Origin of the sequence: Sphingomonas endolithica, assembly GCF_025231525.1 — a bacterium.
Classification (GTDB): domain Bacteria; phylum Pseudomonadota; class Alphaproteobacteria; order Sphingomonadales; family Sphingomonadaceae; genus Sphingomonas; species Sphingomonas endolithica.
Map to the genome: position 1 here is coordinate 2779749 of NZ_CP103057.1, position 23339 is coordinate 2803087.

The 23339-nt window shown below is 59.7% G+C and carries 28 protein-coding genes; 13 read left to right on the top strand and 15 right to left on the bottom strand.

Translation table 11 applies throughout. The annotated features are described in order from the left end of the window. Positions 1-754: 754 nt before the first annotated feature. From NV382_RS13045 to NV382_RS13055, 4 genes are all read right to left on the bottom strand, one after another. Positions 755-1432, bottom strand: coding sequence for a hypothetical protein (locus NV382_RS13045; RefSeq protein WP_260597167.1), 678 nt, complete (start codon positions 1430-1432; stop codon positions 755-757). 1022 nt (positions 1433-2454) lie between these two features. Then, positions 2455-3213: a PEPxxWA-CTERM sorting domain-containing protein gene (locus NV382_RS13050; RefSeq protein WP_260597168.1), complete on the bottom strand. Its 759-nt coding sequence runs from the start codon at positions 3211-3213 to the stop codon at positions 2455-2457. A gap of 860 nt (positions 3214-4073) precedes the next feature. Beyond that, positions 4074-4541: a recombinase family protein gene (locus tag NV382_RS19730; RefSeq protein ID WP_418066698.1), complete on the bottom strand. Its 468-nt coding sequence runs from the start codon at positions 4539-4541 to the stop codon at positions 4074-4076. After that, the gene (locus NV382_RS13055; RefSeq protein ID WP_260597169.1) at positions 4541-5152 is read right to left on the bottom strand and encodes a hypothetical protein; all 612 of its coding nucleotides are present in this window, start codon (positions 5150-5152) and stop codon (positions 4541-4543) included. Before NV382_RS13055 ends, NV382_RS19730 begins: the two co-directional genes overlap by 1 nt. Before the next feature lie 666 nt (positions 5153-5818). Between NV382_RS13055 and NV382_RS13060 the strand changes: the two genes are divergently transcribed. Both NV382_RS13060 and NV382_RS13065 read left to right on the top strand, forming a co-directional pair. Continuing rightward, positions 5819-5974, top strand: coding sequence for a hypothetical protein (locus tag NV382_RS13060; RefSeq protein ID WP_260597170.1), 156 nt, complete (start codon positions 5819-5821; stop codon positions 5972-5974). A gap of 87 nt (positions 5975-6061) precedes the next feature. Beyond that, positions 6062-6751: a hypothetical protein gene (locus NV382_RS13065; protein ID WP_260597171.1), complete on the top strand. Its 690-nt coding sequence runs from the start codon at positions 6062-6064 to the stop codon at positions 6749-6751. Positions 6752-7021: 270 nt separating this feature from the next. On the opposite strand, the gene NV382_RS13070 is transcribed toward NV382_RS13065, so the two are convergent. Beyond that, complete coding sequence (locus tag NV382_RS13070; RefSeq protein WP_260597172.1) at positions 7022-7234, bottom strand: hypothetical protein; 213 nt, start codon at positions 7232-7234, stop codon at positions 7022-7024. A 173-nt stretch (positions 7235-7407) separates the two neighbouring features. Further along, a complete protein-coding gene (locus NV382_RS13075; RefSeq protein WP_260597173.1) occupies positions 7408-7542 on the bottom strand; it encodes a hypothetical protein in 135 nt (44 codons plus the stop codon). Positions 7543-8061: 519 nt separating this feature from the next. Between NV382_RS13075 and NV382_RS13080 the strand changes: the two genes are divergently transcribed. Both NV382_RS13080 and NV382_RS13085 read left to right on the top strand, forming a co-directional pair. Next, positions 8062-9063: a sensor histidine kinase gene (locus NV382_RS13080; protein ID WP_260597174.1), complete on the top strand. Its 1002-nt coding sequence runs from the start codon at positions 8062-8064 to the stop codon at positions 9061-9063. A 52-nt stretch (positions 9064-9115) separates the two neighbouring features. After that, the gene (locus NV382_RS13085; RefSeq protein WP_260597175.1) at positions 9116-9496 is read left to right on the top strand and encodes a response regulator; all 381 of its coding nucleotides are present in this window, start codon (positions 9116-9118) and stop codon (positions 9494-9496) included. A gap of 199 nt (positions 9497-9695) precedes the next feature. Here the strand turns inward: NV382_RS13085 and NV382_RS13090 are convergent, their stop codons facing one another. Then, a complete protein-coding gene (locus tag NV382_RS13090) occupies positions 9696-9851 on the bottom strand; it encodes a hypothetical protein (protein WP_260597176.1) in 156 nt (51 codons plus the stop codon). A gap of 233 nt (positions 9852-10084) precedes the next feature. Here NV382_RS13090 and NV382_RS13095 point away from each other — a divergent pair, with 233 nt between their 5' ends. After that, positions 10085-10258, top strand: a complete 174-nt coding sequence (locus tag NV382_RS13095; RefSeq protein ID WP_260597177.1) for a hypothetical protein — start codon at positions 10085-10087, stop codon at positions 10256-10258. Positions 10259-10478: 220 nt separating this feature from the next. After that, positions 10479-10742: a DUF6894 family protein gene (locus NV382_RS13100; protein ID WP_260597178.1), complete on the top strand. Its 264-nt coding sequence runs from the start codon at positions 10479-10481 to the stop codon at positions 10740-10742. Positions 10743-10755: 13 nt separating this feature from the next. On the opposite strand, the gene NV382_RS13105 is transcribed toward NV382_RS13100, so the two are convergent. Continuing rightward, positions 10756-11520, bottom strand: a complete 765-nt coding sequence (locus tag NV382_RS13105; protein WP_260597179.1) for a Crp/Fnr family transcriptional regulator — start codon at positions 11518-11520, stop codon at positions 10756-10758. Positions 11521-11906: 386 nt separating this feature from the next. Here NV382_RS13105 and NV382_RS13110 point away from each other — a divergent pair, with 386 nt between their 5' ends. Next, positions 11907-12173, top strand: a complete 267-nt coding sequence (locus NV382_RS13110) for a DUF6894 family protein (protein WP_260597180.1) — start codon at positions 11907-11909, stop codon at positions 12171-12173. 80 nt (positions 12174-12253) lie between these two features. On the opposite strand, the gene NV382_RS13115 is transcribed toward NV382_RS13110, so the two are convergent. Then, on the bottom strand, positions 12254-12622 hold the full coding sequence (locus NV382_RS13115) for a hypothetical protein (protein WP_260597181.1): 369 nt from the start codon (positions 12620-12622) through the stop codon (positions 12254-12256). Positions 12623-12813: 191 nt separating this feature from the next. Between NV382_RS13115 and NV382_RS13120 the strand changes: the two genes are divergently transcribed. Next, positions 12814-13101, top strand: coding sequence for a hypothetical protein (locus NV382_RS13120; protein WP_260597182.1), 288 nt, complete (start codon positions 12814-12816; stop codon positions 13099-13101). 46 nt (positions 13102-13147) lie between these two features. On the opposite strand, the gene NV382_RS13125 is transcribed toward NV382_RS13120, so the two are convergent. Beyond that, positions 13148-14797: a putative bifunctional diguanylate cyclase/phosphodiesterase gene (locus NV382_RS13125; protein WP_260597183.1), complete on the bottom strand. Its 1650-nt coding sequence runs from the start codon at positions 14795-14797 to the stop codon at positions 13148-13150. Between the two features lie 279 nt (positions 14798-15076). Between NV382_RS13125 and NV382_RS13130 the strand changes: the two genes are divergently transcribed. Further along, entirely contained in the window at positions 15077-15715 is a 639-nt protein-coding gene (locus NV382_RS13130) for a carbonic anhydrase (protein WP_260597184.1), read from the top strand. 822 nt (positions 15716-16537) lie between these two features. Here NV382_RS13130 and NV382_RS13135 read toward each other — a convergent pair. Further along, complete coding sequence (locus NV382_RS13135; RefSeq protein ID WP_260597185.1) at positions 16538-17356, bottom strand: MipA/OmpV family protein; 819 nt, start codon at positions 17354-17356, stop codon at positions 16538-16540. 311 nt (positions 17357-17667) lie between these two features. Here NV382_RS13135 and NV382_RS13140 point away from each other — a divergent pair, with 311 nt between their 5' ends. Next, positions 17668-18390, top strand: coding sequence for a M90 metallopeptidase family protein (locus tag NV382_RS13140; RefSeq protein ID WP_260597186.1), 723 nt, complete (start codon positions 17668-17670; stop codon positions 18388-18390). Positions 18391-18688: 298 nt separating this feature from the next. Here NV382_RS13140 and NV382_RS19595 read toward each other — a convergent pair whose 3' ends face one another. After that, the gene (locus tag NV382_RS19595) at positions 18689-18889 is read right to left on the bottom strand and encodes a DUF6771 family protein (RefSeq protein ID WP_312026742.1); all 201 of its coding nucleotides are present in this window, start codon (positions 18887-18889) and stop codon (positions 18689-18691) included. Between the two features lie 405 nt (positions 18890-19294). Between NV382_RS19595 and NV382_RS13145 the strand changes: the two genes are divergently transcribed. The 3 genes from NV382_RS13145 (at position 19295) to NV382_RS13155 (ending at position 21464) form a co-directional block, all read left to right on the top strand. Then, positions 19295-19474: a hypothetical protein gene (locus NV382_RS13145; RefSeq protein ID WP_260597187.1), complete on the top strand. Its 180-nt coding sequence runs from the start codon at positions 19295-19297 to the stop codon at positions 19472-19474. A gap of 193 nt (positions 19475-19667) precedes the next feature. Further along, on the top strand, positions 19668-20414 hold the full coding sequence (locus NV382_RS13150) for an eCIS core domain-containing protein (protein ID WP_260597188.1): 747 nt from the start codon (positions 19668-19670) through the stop codon (positions 20412-20414). A 789-nt stretch (positions 20415-21203) separates the two neighbouring features. Next, the gene (locus NV382_RS13155) at positions 21204-21464 is read left to right on the top strand and encodes a hypothetical protein (protein WP_260597189.1); all 261 of its coding nucleotides are present in this window, start codon (positions 21204-21206) and stop codon (positions 21462-21464) included. Positions 21465-21633: 169 nt separating this feature from the next. Here the strand turns inward: NV382_RS13155 and NV382_RS13160 are convergent, their stop codons facing one another. From NV382_RS13160 to NV382_RS13170, 3 genes are all read right to left on the bottom strand, one after another. Beyond that, complete coding sequence (locus NV382_RS13160; RefSeq protein WP_260597190.1) at positions 21634-21759, bottom strand: hypothetical protein; 126 nt, start codon at positions 21757-21759, stop codon at positions 21634-21636. A gap of 16 nt (positions 21760-21775) precedes the next feature. Further along, a complete protein-coding gene (locus NV382_RS13165; RefSeq protein WP_260597191.1) occupies positions 21776-22057 on the bottom strand; it encodes a hypothetical protein in 282 nt (93 codons plus the stop codon). Between the two features lie 185 nt (positions 22058-22242). Next, positions 22243-22578 carry a GrlR family regulatory protein gene (locus tag NV382_RS13170; RefSeq protein WP_260597192.1) on the bottom strand — a complete coding sequence of 112 codons (336 nt, stop codon included), beginning with the start codon at positions 22576-22578 and terminating at the stop codon, positions 22243-22245. Positions 22579-23339 lie beyond the last annotated feature (761 nt).

The following is a 23339-nucleotide window of genomic DNA, read 5'->3' on the forward strand; positions in this document are numbered from 1 at the left end:
GATGAAGCGAGGGTTGCGGAGTCCGGTCAGAGGATCTGTATTTGCGATCTGCGTCAGCTGACGTCGGTGGTAGATACCCATTCCCAAGATTACGAGCAGCAATATGGCGCCAACTAAGGTCGAAAATGCAAGTACGGTGTGACGCTTCGCCTGCTCTCGTTCGCGCTCGTTCGAGAAGGCAAGGCTTCGCTGTAACCCTTGATTTCGTGCAGCGGCCCGGCCTGTGTCGAGACTTGCCCGCAATAGTGCGCTTTGCCTGGCTTGCTCGGACGCTCCCTGCCGTTCAGTGGCGCGGACTTAAACATCAAGGTCGCTGTAGGCAGCCGGGATCCTGCCGAGGTTTGCGTTTACGTCAGATCGCAGCCGATAGGCTTGCGGTACAGACGCAAAAGAAAAGAGAACATCGTAGGTCGCGAGGAGGCGATTGAGAGTCGCAAGAGCAAGCTTTGGCTCGTTCCGACGCGATTTGAGCCAGAAGCAGCTGCGCCTGCCCGGCTGCCACCTCCCTACGGCTGCTGAGGATCCTCACGGCCCGCTGACATAGCGCCCTCGCTCGGTCGAAGATCTTCATTTCAATCAGGGTCGCGCAGGTTTGGAGATCTAGAAGGGCGGCGCCAACCGGGTCGATGTCGGCGGGTGCAAGCGCCCGCGCATGTCGAAAATCATCAAGGGCCGCGTCGTAAGCGCCGCAGCGCAAATTGAACGTGCCCCGGAAGTATAGGTCATTCGATAGCGCGCCTTTCCGCCCTCGTGCTTAATCCCACGCGATGACCTCCTCGATCAACGAAACTGCCTGAAGATGGTCACCTGCCCAATCTATCACCCGCGCCAGCTTCTCCGTTGCCAGGGTGTGCTGCTGCTTCAAGCGGGCTTGTAAAGTCGCCCTATATGCTTCCGTCAGAGAAGCCACCGCGCGTTCTGGAGTGCCCTCAATACGCTGCAGGTCTCCGAGCGCGATCTGCAGGCAAGCGTCCGCTGCCGATCTGCGCACCTGGTGCTGCCTTGCTGCCTCTACCATCGGAACGGCATGTGCTATTTCTTCAACGCGGAAGCCGTCCATCGCGTAGCCGGTCAGAAGTTCGACATCGAGGGCGGAGCGTGAAGCTGTGTCGCGTTCCGTCATGCGCTGCGCGATACGCCGAGCATCTGCAGGACGTGACAGTGTGTCATACGCCTCTGCACGTGCCGCCTGCCGCCAGCCGAAACGAGAAGCGGTCATGACGTTCGCGTTATCGCGCTCGGTTGCAGCCACCACAGCAGCGGGATTGCGATCCGCCAGCTCGGCAAGGCTTCGCAGCTCCTGCGTCGGTACCGGCATGCAACCCGCACGAGCGACACTTACGCCGGCGAGCATACAGATCAGCAAGGCCCCGAGCGTGGCAATGCCACGTTGAACGCTAGCGCTGGCAATTAACAGCCGAATGGCTTGCATCAACTTCCTTGAGCTACGCAGAGCTCTTTTAGCACTGCTTCTACTAAGTTATTCTAAACCGAAGCTACTCACCGCCATGTCGTTGCCATCTATCGCTAGGTTTGAACCGCCGGGGTTTGCCGGAGGGCACTGTGCCTGATGAGGTGGACGCCACCGCCACGACATTTGGTGCTAAGATAGGTGTGTCCAGCACCTATGAAGGAGGCGTCCGTGGGATAGGTGAGCACGATTGATCGGCATATCGCCAAGGCCGTTTTCCAGGCACATAGCGCTGATACCGCAGACATCAGCTTGCAGTAGGCGGACTAGGGATCAAAGCTGCTGGAGTTTCTCGCTCCACAACTACGCTCTCTAGTTGCGATGGAAGCGTGCGGAGGCGCGTTTCACTGGGCAACCTACGAGCGCTGTCGATCATCGCGTCTTGAACGGCATCGGGCGATCCTGCTCAGTGGCATGCGCAGTCTTTTTGCGCGAAATCCCCCGCCGCGCGAAGAACCGCTATATCGTTCCGAACGCGACCTCGTTGCCGTGATCAGCCGGAAGCGCCTGCAACTCGGCCAGGGTGATGTCGCGTCGCCTTGTAAGCGTTCAGAATCAACCCGGCATGCGCCTCGATCCTCATCGAACGGTCGAACGCCCCCCTGCAGCAGCGACGCTGGCGTCCCAGGCTGGTTTGCGGGGTACTACCACCGGACGGCACTCACGGTGCTGACACCAAACGCGACGCTGCCTATAGACGAGGCAGACCACCCGCGATCGCCGCTGCCACCCTTTCTCGAAGATCGACCGACAATGCTCGTGCCATCCATGCCGGCCTCCCGCACCGGCATGGATCCTGAACCAGAAACCCGCAGCAACGAGCATCCTTTATGAATCAGTCCGTTGAGAACCGATCTAACGGCAAACGGCGCGAGTGTCGCGATGGTTTACGGATACTCCCGTTCATCGAAGGAGTAGTCGATAGGAGGAAGCCGCCGACTTCAGGTGAGAGCAGCGGCTTCCTTCTGGCTTATGAAATAAGCTTATGCGGCAGAGATCGCGCGCACCTTCTTGGTGAAGTTCGCCTCGGAAGCCTTCATGCGGCGACGCATCGCAAGACCGACTGCCCCCATGCCAAGGATCATCATGGCCCAAGTGGCAGGCTCGGGTACAGCTCCCGTCGCGGCCGCTACGCTAAAGGTACCGAGACCGTTCGGTCCATACGACGTTCCACCAGCGACGCTGTAGCTAAGGCTCTGCGAGAGGTTCAGTCGAACATTCTGGGGGGCGTATCCACCGGCGCCAAAGTACCCCTGCGCTGCGGCTCCTGCGATGAAGTCGCGGAAGACGCTGTTAGCGATGGAGAACTCAGTCGTCGTCAATCCCGCCGTCGATGTGGTTGCGAACGTAATTGCTGACGACAAGTCGAAGAAGTTCGAGGTCCCAGCAATAAACCCTCGCCGGTTATTCACTTCAATGCCGAGCTCGGAACCGCCCGATCCCGTTACCGGATCGATGTCGAAATACAAGTTAGCGAAAGGTCCGGCGGAATTGCCACCCGTCTGCATGACGGCACCAAAAAGCGTGTCGTTCAGATCGTTCAGGTAGATGTTGTAGCCGGCTGTAGCCGAGTTGCCCGGCATATTGAAATTTGACTGTGATGCAGCAGGGTTGGTTGCCACGGTCGCGGTCGGAGCACCATACTCGCTGTCGTTCACAACGCCATCGACTGCTGGTGCGGCGTATACAGGCGCCGCGCTAATCATCAGGCCCGTTAAGGCAGTCGCAATCATCTTCAACATCGTCGTACCCCTCGTTAGCCTAAAGACTCGCAATATTAACCTGTTGTTAACCACTAACTAGAATGGCTCTAAACAAGAGTCAAAGGCCTTCTGCCCGCGACGGGATAAGCTGTCGTTTACCCCGTATTTTCGGGCGATTTCGTGCGGAGTACCCGGAATGCACATTCTGGGCTTAAGTGCTTCGGCGCGTCTCAAATGCGCCGCAATCACATAACAGTTATCCCCGCCATTAAGGGAGGGAGCTGTCTAACGACTGCCGACGTTCAGCGTTTCGATTGTACGTTCCAGCGGGCAGGCTAAAGAAACTACGCCGTCGCGGGCTCGGTCCCATGTAATACCCATGCGCATCATTCAGCCTGCTGATCAAGACTGGCGGATCGTTACGCGACGCCCAGGAGCTCGCTGGCCATCGCTCGCTCACCACCACAGGGCGCTACATCGAAGGCGACCGCGACGCGCAGCGGCGCCAAATGCGCCTGACCTAATCCCGACCACATCGAAGGAGGTACATCGTGCTCAATCACGAACAGGATACGTGTGCCCAGAGCACAGCGACGGCGGCACCCAAGACGCAAACTATGCTCTGGGCATACCAGTTGCCGCCGCTTGGCGCCGGTATCCCACGGTAGTTCAGCTCGCGAGCTAAGCCTCGTGCAGTATAGAAGCCTTCAGAACGTAGTTGTGCAAGGAGCGGAGCGAGACCCGCGGCTTGGTCTTCCGCCACCCGTATCCTTGCGACGCTGGCCGCCGCCGCATCCCGGCAGCCCGCCCGTAGGGCTGCCGCGCCGTTTGGGCTCCCCAGCCGCACGCCGCGCGCTTTCGCCGCCGCCAATGCTTACCTCGTCCGTTAGCTGATCGCCTCAGCCTCGTGCTCCGCCATGGCCGCCATCAGGTGCAACGTCAGCCGATTTGGCGTGGGGCATGTCACATGCGACAAAGTCCAGACCGCAGTCTACGATGCCGGCAATAAAGCGGACGTCGCGTGCCAAGCGGTCCAGCTTGGCAATTACCAGGGTGGCGCGATGCAATCGGCAAGCTGCAAAGGCCGCCGCCAGCTGGGGTCGCTCGTCGCGCCTGCCGGACTCACCCTCGACACCCTCAGTTATGATGGACTGCCCGCTCGCTGCAGCGTACGCCTGAACCGCACCGCGTTGCGCCTCTAGCGCTAAGCCGGAGGCGCCCTGCCGGGCCGTTGAGACGCGAGCGTAGCTGATCGCACGGCGAGCGCTCACAGCGACGCCTCTGCGTTGAGTGACGGTGCACCCGCTGCATCGACCGACGTGGCAAGGTAACCGTCTCTTACCACGCCTTGCACATACCCCTGGCACTAGCTGCGATCCTGCGGCCTAGCCCTTGGGTGCGGGAATGTCGCCGCCGCCATGGCGTCAAGCAACTCGCCGCGCCGCATGGCGCGGCGCTCGGTCACCAACGCCACAATGGCGGCGACAACTGTGCCGGGGTTAGGCGTCACCTCGCCGACGCGGAGCATCTGCCCGGACACGTCCTTGCTACGACGCTGGAAGCCACTGGCCTTGCGGCGCGCAGTTAATGCCTGGAGCAAAGCCTCGTCCTGCTCAGACCACGCGGGAGCAACGGGCAGCTGCACAACCGCAGCGTGGGCGGCGTCGCTCGACGGCTCGCCGACGGCGGCGAGCTGCTGATCCTGCGGCGCCTCTGCTGGCGCCTTCGACTCTATATACTCGACGTTCGGCGCTGCGTCGGGGGCAGGCTCGCCGTTGGCGTGGTCGGCCGCTGCGGGCAGAACGGCCGGCACCATCGGACCTGTGAATTCGGCCACTGGGAAGCTGTCCTCGATGGACTCGCCAAACGGAGCGGGGTTGCCTAGCTTTTCCACTGCCTTGCGCAGCAACAGCGCGCGGCTGGCGTTCGGACGATTGGATTGCGTCCCCCGCGGCGCGGCGTTTGTATTCTTGCTCACAGTCTAGGATCCACAGTCTATGTTGGTGGACCCAGTCGATCGCATCCTCCACGCGAGCAAGTGATGGCGATCCTGAAACGGATCCGCGCGGCAACCGTCTGCCGCAAATCCGGTATGGTACCTTGGCTGGGTACCCGGCTTGGGGTGGAGGTGCCCCTCGGTCAGCGTAATCGAAGTTTCACACCTCTTGTTTTATTTTTTATCGTCATCGCGGTGCGACGTCGGCCAACGTCGACGGCCATGGTGACAGTATAGCGTGCGAGCCATACCGCTGCGACACGCACGCCCATGATCGGTATCGTCGACAATGCTTGCAGCTGTTTTGATGTAGCCCTTTGGGTGCTCCGAAGCGACGAATGGCACCCCGCGGTAAAGTAACGTCGATACAATAAAGCGAACAGCGTATGCATACAGTGTAGGCGGCGCGCGTTCACCAAGCGCGACGCCCCTACAGCGAGCGCTGGCCATCATTCCGCCAAGGGTGACAGATGCGCTGGAGCCGTATGCTAACAGGGCTAATCGGTTGATGTTGTTCGCAATCGTTTCGAGAGCGTTCCGAATGAACAATATACCAGTATAGCTCCTTCGACCAGTGCCCAGTAGCAATGCGAGCCGGCGAAGCTACCTTGTGTGCTGCGGCGTATAGGAATACCTAGGAGAACGATGATGAGCGACGGCAATAAGGGCGGTTTTGGCAGCTACAATCCTAACCGCGGCCCCCTGGATCGCGCAGAGAACGCAATCAGTGGCCACGACGACCCAAACCGTGGACCACTTGATCGTGCAGCCAATGCTGTAACAGGTGGAAGCGGCGGCGTCTAAGCTGCGCTCGGACACGACAATCCCAACCGTGGCCCGCTTGACCGCGCAGAAAACGCGGTAAGCGGACATGATAGCCCAGACCGCGGGGTGCTTGATCGCGCGGCTAACGCTATCACCGGCGGAAGCGGCGGTGTCTCAGCTGCACTGGGCAACGACGATCCCAACCGCGGCGCCCTGGATCGCACAGCGAACGCAACTACCGGCGGCAGCGGCGGGGTCGCTGCTGTAGGAGCAGGCCTGGCTAATACCGACCGGTCTGTCGCGTCGGCGATGTTCGACAGCCAGGCGGAAGCCGAACGCGCTGTGTCTGAGCTACGTGACGCAGGCGTCGATAACAGCGCACTTTCGGTGATCGTACAGAACAAGGGTACGACGACTGCCCGCAGTGGCGACGGTGAGATCACTGACGAGCATCATCAGAATCTTGCTCGTGGCATTCTTGGCGGCGGAGCACTCGGTGCCGGTCTTGGGGTTCTTGCTCTAGCCATTCCGGGCGTCGGCCCGTTGGTTGCTGCCGGCGCCATTGCTGCCTCAGCAGTACCCGGGGCTCTAGCTCTCGGTGCCGCTGCTGGTGCTGTAGCCGGTACGTTCAACGAGACGCTGAAGGAGCACGGCGTTAGCGAGGAAGACGCATCCTATTACGGGGAGCGTTTGAGCAGCGGGGGCGTGCTGGTCACAGTCAGCGGCGGCACGGGAGCAGATAGCTCGGTGGTGCGCGACATCCTGCGCCGTAACGGGGGGCACAGCGTAAACAGCCCGCGCTTGGCTACGATGTAAAGAGTCTCCGGGAGGGTCGGGAGCTTCTGTTCCCGGCCCCACCCGCGACTCAAGTGACTGAATGCCAGGCGCGGTTGGCATCAGCCACCAAGAGACCGCGTTGACGTTCCCAGTTGCCGCGACGGCTCTTCCTGATCGTTAGCGGTCCGTTGATATATCGGTCGTATCACAACGATGTGGTTGCGGCTCTAGCCCCTCGCCGCGACCTGCACCGATTGGGGTGCAGATCCACATCGGACAGCAATCGGCCCCCGTTCAGCATAAAGCCTGTCAGATAACGTTCTCTACCCCAGCAACGGCGACGGCGACCTTCCCGCCCCGCAAGGTAGTGATCTGAGCGTTGATCACCCTCAAGCGTTCCCGACGTTCGAGCAGCTCGGCATAGTTGCCGCCGCGCTCTTCCATCAAGGCGATCTGAACCCTAAGCCCGATGCGCTCTTCGTCGAGCGCGCCGATGTCTTCGTGTATAGTCTTGCGTGTCATGTGCGTCCCCCTGATCGGACCGCCTCCTATCACCAGGGCGGAGAGCATGTGAATGATCTGGATCGGTCTTGAAAACGCGAAACTGACAAGGTTTATCGCGAATTAACCGGAACCTTCGCCGTGACTTAGGTGCTTAGCATGCCACGGCCGTTGCCGTCTTTGGGGCGTAGATGTTAGAGATAATCCACGAAGAATTGCTGGATGCGGCGCGATCCGATCACGAAGCCCGGTCGCTGCGGCACGCCCGGGATTGTGTCCTGTTGGCAGTCGTTACAAGCGAGGGTCTTGCTGCCGAGCTTATCGACCAAGCAATCGCGGTTTATGCCAGCGTTGGGAAACCATCAAACAGCCGACAGCCCAAATTAGGCTCGCTGCGTCGCGGTGGACTCACCGCTGGCACATCCCGTGAAGATTCTAGGCACTCCCTCAGGCTGCGGGTGCCGGCTGAGTAAAGCGGCAGCCCTCGTTCCCGATGTCACGCATGTTCGCGTTCGTGCTTCTGAGTAACAATGCCCGGGTCTGCAATCCCGATGGGGCCGATCTGCCCGAAAATCGATGATCGTTGAACGCCGCGTCGATCATGGTAGCAGAGCCCGTTGCTGTGCCGGGAGCCATCGACCTAAATCAGGCGGATTGCGCGCGTTGCTGCCCCGACATGGCATACAGCCGCAGGAAGCTGCGTTCAGCCCGCGCACTTCGCCACCGAGCATGCGAAGTGCCAACTGCGATGGCCTGAACGGCTGGCGTAGTTCCCTGACGGGCAGCGGTAATGGTTGCCGCCTAGCAAGTTGCAGCTATGCAGGGAAAGAATTCACAAAGGTAACGACGTGACGACTGAATTGCCTACGGGACATGAGTGGAACCCGGAGCACCTACGCCTGGCGATCGATGGGGCGGGCGTCGCCCTTTGGGCGTGGAATGTCGACACGGACCTGCTGAAAATGGATGATCGCGGCTTTGAGCTTTGGGGAATATCCTGGAGCGACAAGGTGACGTTCGAAGAACTGTCGGCCCACATTCATCCAGCAGATCGTGACCGTGTTCGCGCAGCATTTGCGGCGACGCGAGCTATCCTTGGCGACTACGAGACTGACTTCCGCATTATGGTTGGTGACGAAGTTCGCTGGATCTCGGCGCGCGGAAAAGGCGATGACGCTGGTATCGTTGGGCGCACGATGTTCGGCATTTTCCTGGACGTCACCGGTCGCAAGCAAGCCGAGGAGGGCAACGAGCTGCTCGCTGGCGAAATGAGTCACCGCGTCAAAAATTTGCTCGCGATAGCCTCTGGCTTAACCACCATCACCTCACGATCGGCAACGACCATTGAGGAGATGGCGCAGGACCTGACCGGGCGTCTGGCCGCGCTTGGGCGCGCGCACGATCTGGTCAGGCCGCTGGCGACGGGCCAAGGCGAGGCCGCCTTGCTCGGCGACTTATTGTCGATTCTACTAGCTCCTTATGACGAACTTGGTGCGTTCAAGGGGCGAATAAGGGTCGCGGTTGAGCGGACCGGCGTGGGCGAGACTGCTGCAACAGGACTCGCGCTCGTGATCCATGAACTTGCTACGAATTCGATGAAGTATGGATCTCTGTCTGACGCGACAGGCACGCTCGACATCACTAGCACGTCCGAACCCGATCAGATCATCCTGACTTGGTTGGAACGCGGCGGCCCGCCAGTCTCGCCGCCCGACGGACCGGACGGCTATGGCAGCAAGTTGATCAGACGCAGCGTTGCCAGCCAGCTCGGCGGATCAATCGAGTATGATTGGTCGAAAAACGGACTGATCGTAAGCCTTCGCATCAAGCGCACCCGTTTGGCTCTATGAGGGGGTAAGCGTCGGCCTTGGAACGACCATGTCTCGGAACGGTTCGGACTTGATGGCTGAAATTCCTCAACGTGCTGTCATTCTTGTTGTGGAAGATGAGCCCTTCATCCGGATGGTTGCGGTTGATCTGCTTGCTGAGGAGGGAAGAGTTATCCTCGAAGCTGGCAGCGCCCAAGAGGCGCTAGAGGTAATTGCGGCTGAGGGGCGGATCGACCTGCTATTCACCGACATCAACATGCCCGGTGAGCTCGACGGCCTCGATCTCGCCGGGATCGCCTACAGCCGACAACCGGACCTGAAAGTCGTCGTCACCTCAGGCGCCACCCAATTAGCAGACGGCGACATCCCGGACCACGGAGTGTTTATGTCAAAGCCATATTCCGCGGGTAACCTGGCGCGCGTCGTTAAGGCAAAGCTCGCTGCCGCCAGTTAGCGATAAACAGACCGAATACTCGAATGAGCCGCGCACCGTCAGTGTGACTTGACCGACAGCCGCAGCCTGACCGCGCGTGTCCGGACGGCTGATTGCGTTCGTTCCAGCCGCTGAGCCATCATTGGCAGGGCGATCCCTTCTCGGACCATCGAGCGCAGCAGGGCTTCGTCATTCTCGTTCCACGCCTCCCCAGTGCGGATCACCCCAAACTCTGCCAATCAGCCTCGGCATCATCGACCGCCTGGAACACGTCTCCGTCCGCCTGCTGCTTGCGGAGGTGAGCGCGCACCGCCTCCGGATCGGCATCTTTGGGGAACGTTCGATCGGCGCGCGCGGCGTTCGCCAGATCGTCCACCCAGTCACCGCAGTCGCGTTGAGCTAGCAGCCATTTGCCGAACGGCTCTGGCTTGGAGAGTTAGCTCCCTGGGTCGCTGGCGTCTGACACGGTGCTCCGATTCGGTTGCTGCGGAGGACACTATATATGCGCCAGGGACGAACGCGAACTCAGCCCCACCCTCGCACAGTATCCTCGGATCATTCGTGCCCATCTCCGCGGCGAATGCGTTGGGCTTCTGATAGGAGAAGACCATGACCGAAGATCAAGCGAATGTTGATGAAGGTGCAGGCCCCGAGAAGGACTTGAAAGGGCAGAACCCAGGCGAGACCACCACCGCTGATCTCACCGACGCGAACGAGCCTCACAAGGCCGAGAAGCTGACGAAGGCTGGCCGTGACATCGAGCCTGACGATGGTGCGGAGTAGCAAGAGCCCCGGTGCCCGAGGCGTTGTAGCGTCAGTCACTAGCGCTGCCGGCATCGTATCGGTTTAAAGAAGCCCGCGCTAGCTCGACGCCGACCAGGATCCTGAGCGCTTCGGGGAGCCGCTTGTGAAGCTGGTAAAGCATAAGCCGGTGGGAAAGCAGTCGAAAGTGGTGTAGCCCAGACGCCTAACATGGCGTTAGCGCCTTCAGCAGAGCGCCTGTATGCCGATATACAACATCAATGTAAGAACCGAGTCGCACATCGCGGCCTCTTCGGAGATCGAACGAGATGACCTCACGGCGCTCCGTCTCGAGATGGCGCGCTTTGTAGGCGAGCTACTCAAAGACCACGCTGAGCTTATCTGGGCTGATGAGGACTGGCGTGTCGACGTAACCGACAACGCGGGGCTCATACTCTACGTGATGCACATCAGCGCCACCGACACTGCCGCCACGATGAGGCCTCAGACGCAACCGGGTTTGTAAACATCTGGTCCAACTATGCAGCCGCCGGCAGCCGCTTCTGCTGGTCAGGTCCAGTATCGGCAGTGAGATAAGTAGCGTCGAAGTCGCCGACGCGGGTCAATTTCGCCCAATCGTGTATGCGCACCGTTCCATTGATCAACGTCACAACATCCCTAAGCGCTCTGAGCGTACGGTTTACGTGTACTCCGGTGAGCGAGGCGGCATCACCAAGCTGCTCTTGTGTGACGGGGAAGGCATATTCCTGCACCGCCTTGCGGTTGTGGCCGGCTCGTATCGCCATCTCGCAGAATATGTGAGCGATTCGGGTTTGCGCGTTGCGGCGACCCACATTGACGACCCACTCCATCAGAATTGCGGCATCGAGCATGCAATCTCGCCACAGCGCTTCGGCAATCGATGGATAGCGAGCAGCCAACGCCCGAATAGCAGCATGCGGCACTCGCAAGATTACTGTCTCGCAAAGCGCGTTCATCCCGCCAATCCCTATGGGTCGGACGGCCGAGAGTAGGTCGGCCATGTCACCGGGCAGATGAAAGGCGGTGAGCTGCCGAGCGCCATCTGACGTCTGTCCGAAGCGTGCGATCATGCCCGATACTACAAGGGCGGCGTGGCTGGTTTCCTCATTGACGTGCAAATAGTCGAGCCTGGAACGAAGGAGCACCTCTTGGGTAGGCAAGGCCAAGATAGCCTGCCGCTCTTCTTCGTTCAGGATCGAACGTATGGTGAGGCGGTCCACGAACGGCTGTAGGCTTGCCTTAGCTTCACCAGTCACATCCATTCTCCCGCTCGCAAGCGGGAGCTCAGAGGTATCCTGAACCGTCGCGCCTGCGGACATTATGTCACGTCTCGATCTCATAACATAGATCAAAGTTAAGAGGTGGTCGGCATTTTCGCCGGGCATCTCGGTGACTTAGCGGCAGGCCTCGGCAACGCTAGCTACTCAGGTAGCCAATGCACCGCCAATCACCAACGCCGATCTGCAGCCGCGTAGGCCGATATAAACATAGGATATTAAAGCAAGACAACCAAATAAATTGGTCGTCAATGTTCAATGTTAACAACGGCGATCAAGCAGCGGGTATAACAAAATCATCGTCGAGCAGATTGGGCCCTCGACGACTGAGAGACGAAGCGCTCCCGTCCCTTGGCTTGCGGAGTACGTTCGTGTCCCTCTTCTATTTGAACCTGAGAACTACCACGGACTTCATTGGTGGCGAGGATGGTATCGAGCTCCCCAGTCTTGCCGCCGCCGTAGCCACCGCTGCCGTTTCGGCGCGGGATATAATGAGCGAAGCTGTTCAAGACGGCGATCTTCAGCTTGGCGAGACCATTGAGATACACGATGCGCAAGGTCGCTTCCTCTCTGCCGTGCACTTCTGTGATGTGCTGAAGATCCGGCTGGGCGCGCGAGAGATCGTAGCGAGGGCCTGATCGGCCAACACCACGTTCGAGGAAAGCCCTTGGGATGATAGCGTTGTTAGCCGAAGATCCGATTACCGGGGCGAGAGCGATTAGCGCGTCGCGGGCTCAATCCCATGCAAGACCCAAGCACGCCCTTCAGGAATGGCGGCAGTGATGCGAGCATAGGGTTGCGTGAACAGGCGGCGCACCTGCATGCGAGCAAGCGCGCTTTCAGTGACCACTGCAAGAGCGCGTGCCTTGGGCATCGTCGCCATGTGCTGCCCCATGGATCGAATCATGTCCTGCGCCTGGACGGGACAATGGGTCACGTCGATGATCAACGCATAGCTCGAAAGTTCATAGAACGTGATCTGGCGCTTCAACTCGGTGATGTAGTTACTCACTTCATCCAGCGACATCATCTCCCCGAGCGTGACCTCGATCAGCTCGTTAGCTCTATCGACTCGAATCTCGTACATCATGCACCTCTGGGCATGTATTACGCCTGCGCGGTTGATGATCCATTACGGTATACAAGCAGCCATTTAATTGGGTACATGAGCACGGTACCCGGTAAAAGGAAATCACGGGAGCCTTTCTTCTAGTGGTCATTGCCAACGACTGAAGCCTCCATGTTGCGCATCGTGATATCAGCGCGCAGGTGTGTGTGATGGAAAACCAGCCAAACGATCAACAGTTGTACGAACTGGATCGGGCTCTGCTCGATGAGCACGGGCCGTCATACATCGCCACAGTTTGCTCGTTCTCCGAGGGCATGTGGGCGGAGGGCCGCACCGCTGATGCGGATGACGCTATGCGGCAGTGTGACCGGATGCGGGCGATCTTGATGAACGACCGCGATCTTGTTGCGCATTATCACGCTAGCAACGGAGAGGGCGGGGACTCTTGGGCCGAAGCGGTTACCGGGGAGGTGAAGCGACGAGGGCTCGACACATGAATGGCGACGAGCTCGCGTTTAAGGAGATGTGCCGCCGCTGCTAGCCCTAACCGACACGTGCAACTTCCGCGACAGCTGGTATGGGTAGACGACTTTCAAACCGGTCCTGAGGAGCCGGGCTGGCGAGCTTGAGCTGGCGCCGGTCCTCTGCTTGGGGCTCACTTTCGAGCATGTGCGCCGCCTCGACCGCCGGCGCGGGTCGCCCGAACAGGAAGCCTTGTGCGTTCTCGCATCCCAGCGCCCGCAGCGCGTCTGCCACCTCGCCGGTCTCAACACCTTCGGCAGTCACCGGCATGCCTAGCGCCTTGCCTAGTCCTGCCACTGCGCTGACGATCTTGCGGCTTTCCGCGGTATCCATCGTTCGCACGAACGAGCTGTCGATCTTCAAATGGTTGAACTTAAGCTGGCGCAGATGCGACAGGCTTGAATATCCCTTGCCGAAATCATCCAGGGCGATGCGGATGCCGACATTTTGTAACGACGCGAACACCGTGGCAGCGTGCTCGATGTCATCAATAATCGCATTCTCGGTGACCTCTACGATCAACCGCTGCGGCGCGAAGCCTGTCTCCTGCAGGATCGCCAGCAGCCGGGCGGCAAGCCAGCTATCCTTGAGTTGGACCGGCGAAATGTTGATCGATAGCGTCGTGTCGGTATGCCAGTCACGCGCCGCGATGCAGCCTTGGCGCAGGATGCGATGCGACAGCGCGTCGATCAGCCCCAGATCCTCGGCCAGCGGGATGAAGTCGTCCGGGGCAATGGTGCCGCGCGTTGGATGATGCCATCGCGCTAATGCCTCGAAACCGACAATCCGCTGGTCTGCAAGCGAGATGACCGGCTGGAAATATGGCGTGATGTCGCCCGCTGCGATCGCCTCGCGTAAATCAGCCTCTAGCACCGCGCGCTCGCGTAGCCGTTCGTCCATGGCGGCATGGAAAAATCGGTGAGTACCCTTTCCGGCACGCTTGGCGTCGTACATCGCGACATCCGCCACGCGCAGAAGGTCGTCACCCAGCGTCGCGTCGACGGGTGCGCGCGCGATCCCTACGGAAGCTCCCAGCTGGAGCATGCGGCCACCAACATCATACGGCGTGGTCAAGGCGCGGATTACCTGTGCTGCGATCCGCGCCGGAGCGTCGGTGCCGGGTTCGTGCAGGATCGCCAGCACGAACTCGTCGCCGCCCACTCTCGCTACCAGTCCCGTACCTGCCGCGCGCTGCAGCCGAGACGCGACCTCGACCAACACAGCATCGCCGGTATCGTGCCCGTAGACGTCGTTGATCGGCTTGAAATGATCTAGATCGATCATGAACACCGCACACTGCGTGGTTGCTTTGCGCGCCTCCTCCAACAGGGCGGGAAGATCCTCGTGCAACACGCGACGATTAGCCAAGCCGGTCAGCGGATCGTGCCGCGCCAGCGACAGCGCCCGGGCCTCTGCAACCTCCCGCTTGCCCATCTCGCGTGCCAGATCAGACGCGCGCCGGATGGCGAGAATAAGCGCACCGATGCCGCCGAAGAACAGCACGAAGAAGATCTCGTCCAGCTGCCAGGCGTCGTGCTGCGCCATGAACTCGGCTAACCGTTCGAAGGCATCTATCCTGTCGAACAGCACGCCAAGCGCAACGGCCGTGACTATGCAGGCCACCAGCTCCAGCGGCTTGATCAGCTTACCTCGCCCGAGATACCTCTTCACTGGTGAATTCCTGCGGATACAAGAACTTGTTATCCGCCCGCGAGTCCTAACACATCGTCAATTGCCGATGCCTCGGGAGTGGGAGGAGCCCCTGCCTGACCCGGGTCGCATGACGATGAAAAGCCGAACTGACGTAACCATTTAGTCCGCTCTATGAACCGAACGTAACGACTTGTTGCTGAGCGACGTGCAGGGGGCTTGCGCGGTTTACACGCCAGCCCCGCCTGAACATTTAGCCGACGCTAACCGGCGTCCGTTTCATTCACGAGGAACATCAACATGCCAGCTGTATCGCCCCAGCCAATTGCACAGCCCGCAGCTCAACCCGCGCCCGATGAGGCTTTGCAGCGGCTGATCGCCGGTAATGCCGCCTTCGTCGCCGACGCGCCTCACGCCCCGGACATCTCGCGCCAGCGGCGCCTGGAGTTAGCACAGGGCCAGCAGCCTTTCGCCACGCTCATAGGGTGCTCGGATTCGCGGGTCGGTCCGGAACAGCTTTTCGGCGTAGGTCTCGGCGACCTGTTCATCGTCCGGAGTGCCGGTAACAATGTCGACACAGCTGGAATGGGCTCGATCGAGTATTCGGTCATGGCGCTTAAGGTCCCGCTGATCGTCGTTTTGGGTCACGAGAAGTGCGGTGCCGTTGCGGCCGCGACTGATGTCGTCACGAAGGACGTGCGGTTTCCCGGCAGCATCGGCAGAATGATCGAGCCGATCTTGCCTGCGGTAATCGCAGCTGAGCGTGCGGGCGAGGATGGTGATCTGGTTGAGCGAGCCGTGGAGGAGAATGTCCGGCGAATGGTCGAGCGACTTCAGACCTATTCCGAGCCTATGCTGCTTGAGCCGCAGAGCCGCGGCGAACTGATGGTCGTTGGTGCAGTCTATGAGCTGGCCACTGGTAAGGTGCGCTGGTTGTGATTGATGGACCGGTCTCCTGCCGGTCCATTATATCCGCACTCTCGGCAGCTATCTGACGATGTGTCTGCTTTCGCCCAGTCGCGGGCATTCCGCCATGCCTTAAGATGAGGCATCATTTCTGAGGTAGCGACATGAGAAGCGCAATCCAGCTCGGCATACCCGCGGTGGCTGTAATGCTTATCGGTGGGACGGCATACGCTACTGCCCAAAGCTGGCGCCACGCTATGCCAGAGTTCGTCGTTAACGTTCGAACCGCAGACCGTAGCAATAGGGCCCCAGCTTTGATGCTGATCTATGGCGAGAATGGCAGTGACCCGTTCCGTACGGGGCCTCTTGGAGCAGACCGGCGCATTTCGCAGTGCCAGACGATCGGTTCGCTTTGTGTAAGCAGGGCGGGGCGCAGAGAGTTCGGGACAATGCATGATCGCGCCCAAACTCTTCAAGTCCGGCTGTTCACCGGAAAGGGAAACCCCATAGTCGGCGGACTTCGCTGGACCGGGTCATGGCACCCCAGACAGGTTCGTGTGACCTGCGATCTGAGTGTTCGGAATGTGCGCAGGTCTTGCACTATCACCCAAGTGATCTCCTAAGACGGAACGGCAGCTGACCAACAGGTCGGGACGCGGGCAAAGCGGAAGGCTAAGATCTGCGTTTCCGCTGTCGCCCAATGCGACCCGGGGGCTAACGCCCAACAGCGGACGTTCAACTGCAAAGTGGCATTCTGGAAGCAGCCGTCCGTGAACCCGGTGAGTAGGGCTGCCGGTAGCCGCTAGCTGCTGATAAGGAGAGCAGATAGCTGCCACCCCACGTGGGCGACTTGAGTTACGGCGCAGCCTTTTTCCGCACGCTGCCGCCGAAGGTATAGCTCAGCGCAATGCCGCCCGAGAGCTGGTTGCGCGCCCCAAAGGCGCGCACAACAGGCGAGCGGCCGGGGTCCGCCACAAGCCGATCGTATTTAGCGTAGCTGTAGATTCCCCAGCGCGCGTTGATCTGGCGGATCAAGCCTGCGGTCACGCCGACCGCCTGCAAGCCACCGTCCGCGCGGAAGGCAGGTAGCGTTGTGGTCATCGCGGTCGCGCGATCGATACCGAAAAAGGCCCGGTTGTAACGACCGTTCGCAAGCGTGACGCGCGGGCCAATGGAGAATAGCCAACGGTCGGCGTCGCGGGTGACATAGTCAGCACCAACCGTCCCGATCAGTCCCTTGTGGCCGCCGATCCCCTGACGCACTTCAGTCCGAAGGCGGAGCTTTGGGGTGAGCTGATACTGCACGAATCCACCCAGTTCGAACGTGAAGCCGACTTTCGGCAGCATTCCGTTCGTGTTGTCGCGCGAACGCTTTCCTTCGAAGCCTAGTGCGGGCCCGAACCGCAACCCGCCAGTGCGAACCAGGCTGGGGCCAAAGCTTTCATCCGGTGCCTCGAAGGCGAAGGGTTCGTCGCCGCGCGCCCGCGCAACGTCAACGAGCGGGCGGATGCTGATACCGTCAGCTCCAGGAAAGCTGGGCACGATCTGCGGCCCCAGAGCGAGACGAGTTCGCCGGGATGTGCTCGTGTCGCTCTCCGCTTGCGCGGCGGCGGCCGGAGGGTTCGTAATGAACAGCGCCAAGGCAAGCGGCCCGGCTGCGAGACTCAGGAGCATGCGTGTTGTCATTGGAGGAGCGTACAGCATCCGGCGGGGGATCAAAGGAAAAGCGGCTGGGCGACTCGCGCATGGGGTTGGATGTTGTCAGGGGTCTGACGGGTTGGTTATCACCGGCACAACGTGAATGGCGACTCACGCCCAATAGCGGACATGCAGTCGCTTCTGCCACGTGCCGACACCCGCCGTTCGTACAGGCTTGTTCGATACCCCCGACCTCGATCTTTAGACCCCGGTAGAGACACTAGGTAGGCTGACTGGGCGAGGGCAACGCGCTACTTCCAACGCTGAACTGGTAGGATTTGAAGGTCGTGAAGAAAGCTTTTCTGGCAATCCTAGCTGGGTGCTTCGCTTCGGCTGCCCGCGCCGACCCACCCACAACCGATTATCGCCTGATCCAGATGGACGGGTTTAATATTTTCATGAGTCCAGACCTTAGTTCCGACACGCGCCTCAGGAACACCACTTTTAAGGTTTTGCAATCACGCCTTAAAGAAGTTCAAGCACTGGTGACCCCGGCACAAATGGTGTTTTTCAAGTCGGTCTCGTTCTGGATCCAAGGTCGACAGGGAACCGGAGGCGCAACTTACCATTCATCTAGAGATTGGCTGCGAGAGCACAAACAAAATCCTGACAAGGCCGGCGGTATTGAGATCACCAACTCGGAAAACTTTGTCTTGTGGGCCACAACCGATCAGCCGATGATGGTTCTCCATGAGTTAGCCCATGCTTACCATAGTCGCGTGCTCGGGGAGAGATATTCGCCGATTGAAGCAGCATATCAGAGTGCTATTGAGCGGCAGCTCTATGCAAATGTGGATTATGTCCACGGCGGCAAAAAGCGCGCCTACGCTGTCAATAATAAGGAAGAGTTTTTCGCGGAACTGACCGAAGCCTATCTTGGCTGTAATGATTTTTTCCCGTTTGATAGACAGGATCTGCGATCCCACGACCCTATCGGATACGCTCTTATGGAAAATATCTGGGGAAAACGATCTGACGAGGTGCGTTCGCTTTGCGTAAAAGGGCCATGAAGGGAGATGGTATAAGCTCGTATTTCACCAAGCGTCGAATCGGCAAAGCGGCGCCCTAAAGCCAACGGTCCGCTATCGCTCACTTGCGGACCGCAGCTTCTACACTTCATCCGGCGCTGCACGCTCCTCAGGTCGTTCCGCCAGCCCTTCCGTTGATAAAGATGCCAGAGCGCGTGGGGGTCAAAGACAGACTCGCGCTTACACTGCCTGCACGTTGCAACGATCGCGATATGCCACGCGGCGCACTCGAAAAGATCGGACGCGGTTCGACGGCCCTCCGCGTCAAAGCCGCCCACGCTTAAAGGGCTAACGTCAGCTGATCGGCGTTGTGCTCGGGAGCGCCCAGTCGCTCGACAATCGCGCGCGCAAGCTCGCCTGCAGCGCGCTGGCGCATAGCTTCGTCGGGCATTGCTATTCCCACGCGGCACCAGCCAGGAGCGGAGAGGATCGCGTCGGACAAGTCCGGCACGGTGGCGGGCGTGAGTGGCGAATCGAGCATGCCTCATGTTAGAACATATCGGGAACAATGGCCAAGCTCGATCTGCCACACAGCGGCTAGCGCAGGTACAATCCCGATCACCCTCCGCCCTGGCCGGCGGCCGGCTTGTCGGCGTGGATAGAAGTGGCGGCGATGCCGGCGGCGCTGTCGGCGTCGCTGCGGCCCGATAACCAAAAGCGCCAACCGCCATAACCGAATACGCTAATACGTTAGTACCCCCCTGGTTATTTATACGCGTGAGTGTGGGGTAAGTACTTTTGTATATAGCTTTAGGCAGGGGGTGTAACGTATTAGCGTACTTGCTTGCAGGATAGCGCCCCTGCCCTCTTCGTCGCACGCAAGCGACCTCTTGCATGCTGACGTGCCCTCTCCATCTTGGAAGAACGCAACAGTACGGAGGCTACCATGGCGAAGAACACTGGCGAGGGACATCGGGTCGGGTCGGTCAGAGACCGCAGTCAGACTGAAGCGCCCAGCGGCAATCACGTCAAGCGTGACACAGCCGACGGCAAGTTCATGGACCAGAAGGCCGACAGCAAGCCGTTCAAGGGCGTCGCCAAGGAACCGGACGGCCGGCGGAAGTAGGCTTCGGGCGATCCTGACGAGGGGTTGGTAGCCACACTGGGAGGGACGGCGGCGGGCCGCAATCATCGCCTGCCGCCACGAACGCAGTGTCCTGGGTTGGATCAGCGGGTAGTTGCCAGGCGGGTGGGAGAAGAAGCGTGAGCGGAACCAGTCTCAGCATTGCGCATTGAACCGTGAGATGGGGGCAGACTTGATGGGTAATCCGGTCGACGAACTTTTCGATCACGCTCGCAAAATCGCTAGTCGCGTCGTGGTCATGGCGCTCGAACGAGCGATCCAATCTGCACAAGCCGCTATTCGGCGATCCGTTCAATCAGAATTTCAGAGCCTAGCGGGTAAGATTGGACTCTTCACCTCTGTACTTGGCAAGCTTCCGCACGGGACCGCTAACGTTGTGGCTGATTCCTATCGCGGACCGTTTGCCCGCGCTCTGACCCCTGCTGAGGTGAAGATTGTGACGTGGGCTTTCGGCAAACAGCCAGTAGCACCTTCGCAAGTTCGGATTGTACCTGGCCCCGGACTCCAAACGGTGGCGGCAATAGCGTTCCTGAATGGAAATCCGGCGATCACCATCGGCAACACCATATACATCAAGCAACGCGTCTATCGCGAACGCGGTGGTAGCAACCTGGCAGCGACCCCCGAGGGAGTGGAGATGCTGCTGCATGAATATACCCACGTCCTGCAATACGGCCGCCTTGGCTTCGCCAGGTTCGGCGCTCGTTATGCGGCCGAGTTTAAAGCGGCGGGCGGCGACGCGAACAAGATGTACGACTACAAACATCGAAAGAAGGGTTTCAATGATGAAAGCATTGAGGGCCAGGCGGCGTTAGTAGGCGATTTTGGCGAGCAGCTTGCGTTGCCACCAGTCCGCCGGACACCGGCCCTGATCCGGCAGTTGCGCTCGAAGCTCAACGGCACGGGCATTCTCGGGCAATGACCAGGATTGGTAAATTCGCACACGTTGGACTTCTACTGGCGGCACTGTCGCTGGGCGCCTGCGAACAGGAGTACAACGTAGCCGTGACGTCGGAGCGGGGGCAGGTGACATTTACCGTACCCAGCTCGGAGCCTTATTGCCTGGACCGTCTCACCGTCTATGCCGCCACCGACAGGGCGAAGCCCATTTGGCTCATCGACACGTCGTCTCAAGGACCCTGCACGACCCGGGTTCAATATGGCGCCATACCGAAAGGCTTTGAACAACGGGGGCCGATGGAGCCATTGGCTCCGGGTAAGCTGTACGTGGTCTCGGCATCCCGAACTGGTGCCACAGCGCTGAGCTTCTTTGAGCCTGGTCGTGAAGGGTCGATCCAGAAGGAGCCGCCTTCCTAACGCCGATCGGAGACTTGCCCCAGTTTCAAAAGCCGAGACATACCAGCGGAGCGCCGCGCGCTCTAGAGGACGGCCGCACCGGACCACAGGTGCCAGAATTGGGCATGCTACTAATCCTCGATGATCGCCAGGCGCGCCGAGAACCGCACCGCGCTGCTCTCAGGGCTAGTACCGCGCACCCGCAGCGCTGACCCTTTCTCTACGACGCCTGTAAGCTCCACTAGAACGTCGTCCAGGCCAAGGGCGGCGATAGCGCCCGGAACGTGCCGGTGGCGCGTGACGGACATCTCCGCGGTAAATAGCTGCCCTTGCTGCGTGGCTGGCGGGTTGCCGCGCGGTTGAGCAACAGTATCGTTAGGTCGACCTCACTGGTCCGCCTCCGAAGGAATCGATTATGTCCGCCGCCGATCTACCGAAATCGTTCAAAGCCCTGCTGACTACCGTAAGCCATGGCGAAGTTGGCCGGCTCACCTTTCACAAAGATCAGGCAACAGAGAGGTTGTCGTTTCGGTTCGTGAATGAAACAGCAGAAGACGTACCGGAAGGGCCAGCCTCGTTACGCATGATAAGCGGCGACGAATACCCGGTTGTGATCAGTAAAGGGCAGTACGATTATCGGGCGACGCCTGATTCGCGAAACACAAAGCCTCAGTAAGGCCGGTGTCGCGGGCAGGATCGAGCTTATCTTTAGCCGCTTCGTCATCAGCTTTCTGGGCGTGCTCAGCCGGTATCTGAACCAATCGAGTGAGAAAGTGCAACACGCTGGCAACCACAAGCGTGCCGATCGCCGCAATGGCGCTCCAAGCAATGCCGCCAGTCGCTAGCTATGTGACGACGCCCGCCGCGATGCCCCCCCGATCGTCATCGTAATGCGCGCCCAAATGGGCGAGCCGAACCACCGCGCGCGTATCCGTCCAAGCCTGCTTGGCGATTTGCTCCCAGTAACTCATGCGCTCCTGAGTGTCCTTATTCGTCGTCAGATTGGCGGTCGCTATCGTCGCTGTAATCGGGTGCGATCGAGGTCCATAGCGAGCCGGAATTACCCTCAGCGTTCACGCCTTCCGGGGCGTCGTCATCCCAATTGAGCAACCACGCCGTAACGATGCCGCCATCGTTCGTGGTGGCGTAATCAAGGGTATAGGGATGTTCGTCCAGCATGTCGGGATCAATGCCAAGTTGACCGGCTACATAAGCGCGTTCGCGCTCAGCGTTCACGGTTTCCATATGGTCGTCATACGCTCTCGACATTGGCGTGCCTTTCATCGGGGATGAAGACAGTATGCCTAAGCTTTGCGAGTCGCGGTAGATCCTAGAACCAAACATATCTTGCGGGCGATATGGGAGGGGGGCGAGCGCCAAACGACGACGCTACGGCGCTCACAAGGAGGCTAGTTGAGCTGGCTGGCGCCACGCACCGTCTCGAGGAACGGCACTTAATCCGCAATCATCGCCAACCGAGCGGAAAACCGCACTGCGCTGCTCTCGGGGCTGGTGCCGCGCACCCGCAGCGCCGCCCCCTCCTCTACGACGCCTGTAAGCTCCACCAGAACGTCGTCCAGGCCAAGCGCGGCAATGGCGCCCGGGACGTGCCGATGACGCGTGACGGACATCTCAGCGGTGAAAAGCTGGCCTTGCTGCTGGTACGTGCCAACGTAGCAGAGGCCGCTGTCACCGCCACGCAGGCGGCCGTCCAGCAGATACGCTACGCCGTACTCGGTTCCGGCGGGGGTATCCCAGGTTACCTTGTATAGGCCGTTTGGTAGGGGCATCGTCACGTCCTTATTGGGTAGGACGGTCGATACCGGTGGTGGGGAAATGGGACCAGTGACGGTAAGATTGGATCTACCCGTTCAAGCCTTTTCAGATGCTACATGTGGGAAGCAGCCCTCCGCCATTTCCGACAACGGCCGTAATGCCCGCCCAGGCGATATTCAGCGCCCATTTCGCGATACTCATCTTCCGACATCCATTCATCTCAACCTGACGTCCGCCTCTAGCGGTTGAAAAATCGGCGATGGATGGCGAAAAGCGAGATTCAGCAGTCCTCCCAATGGTGGCCGCGCCCTTCCGGGCAACGTCGCCGAGGGTATTCTAACGAAGCGAACGACGAACATTGGTCGAGAGCCGCTGGCTGAAAACGGTTGCTCTGATCCTGTCGGCAAATGCGACCTCATCTGGCGAACCACCATGCCGAACAGCCAGCGACGCCGATCACGCCTTGCGTACCATTAAAACGCCACTGATACTGAGCTTTATGTCGATAAGTAATAACACAGGGAATCTTTAGGTGGGGGATTTAGCCAAGCTGTCGATCGCCGGCTGCAACTACGTTGAGGACGCGTTCGGTCAGCATGTATATCACGTCAACAGTCCTCATGGCCTGATGCAAGCGGTCGGCTATCTGGAACACACAGCCCAGCCCTGGGAGCGCATATATATGCGAGGTCAGGGCTGTCTATATCCTAGCTTATTGCCGACGCTTTATCGCGCAATAACTAGAAAGAACCAAGGAAAGCGTCACGAGAAGCTG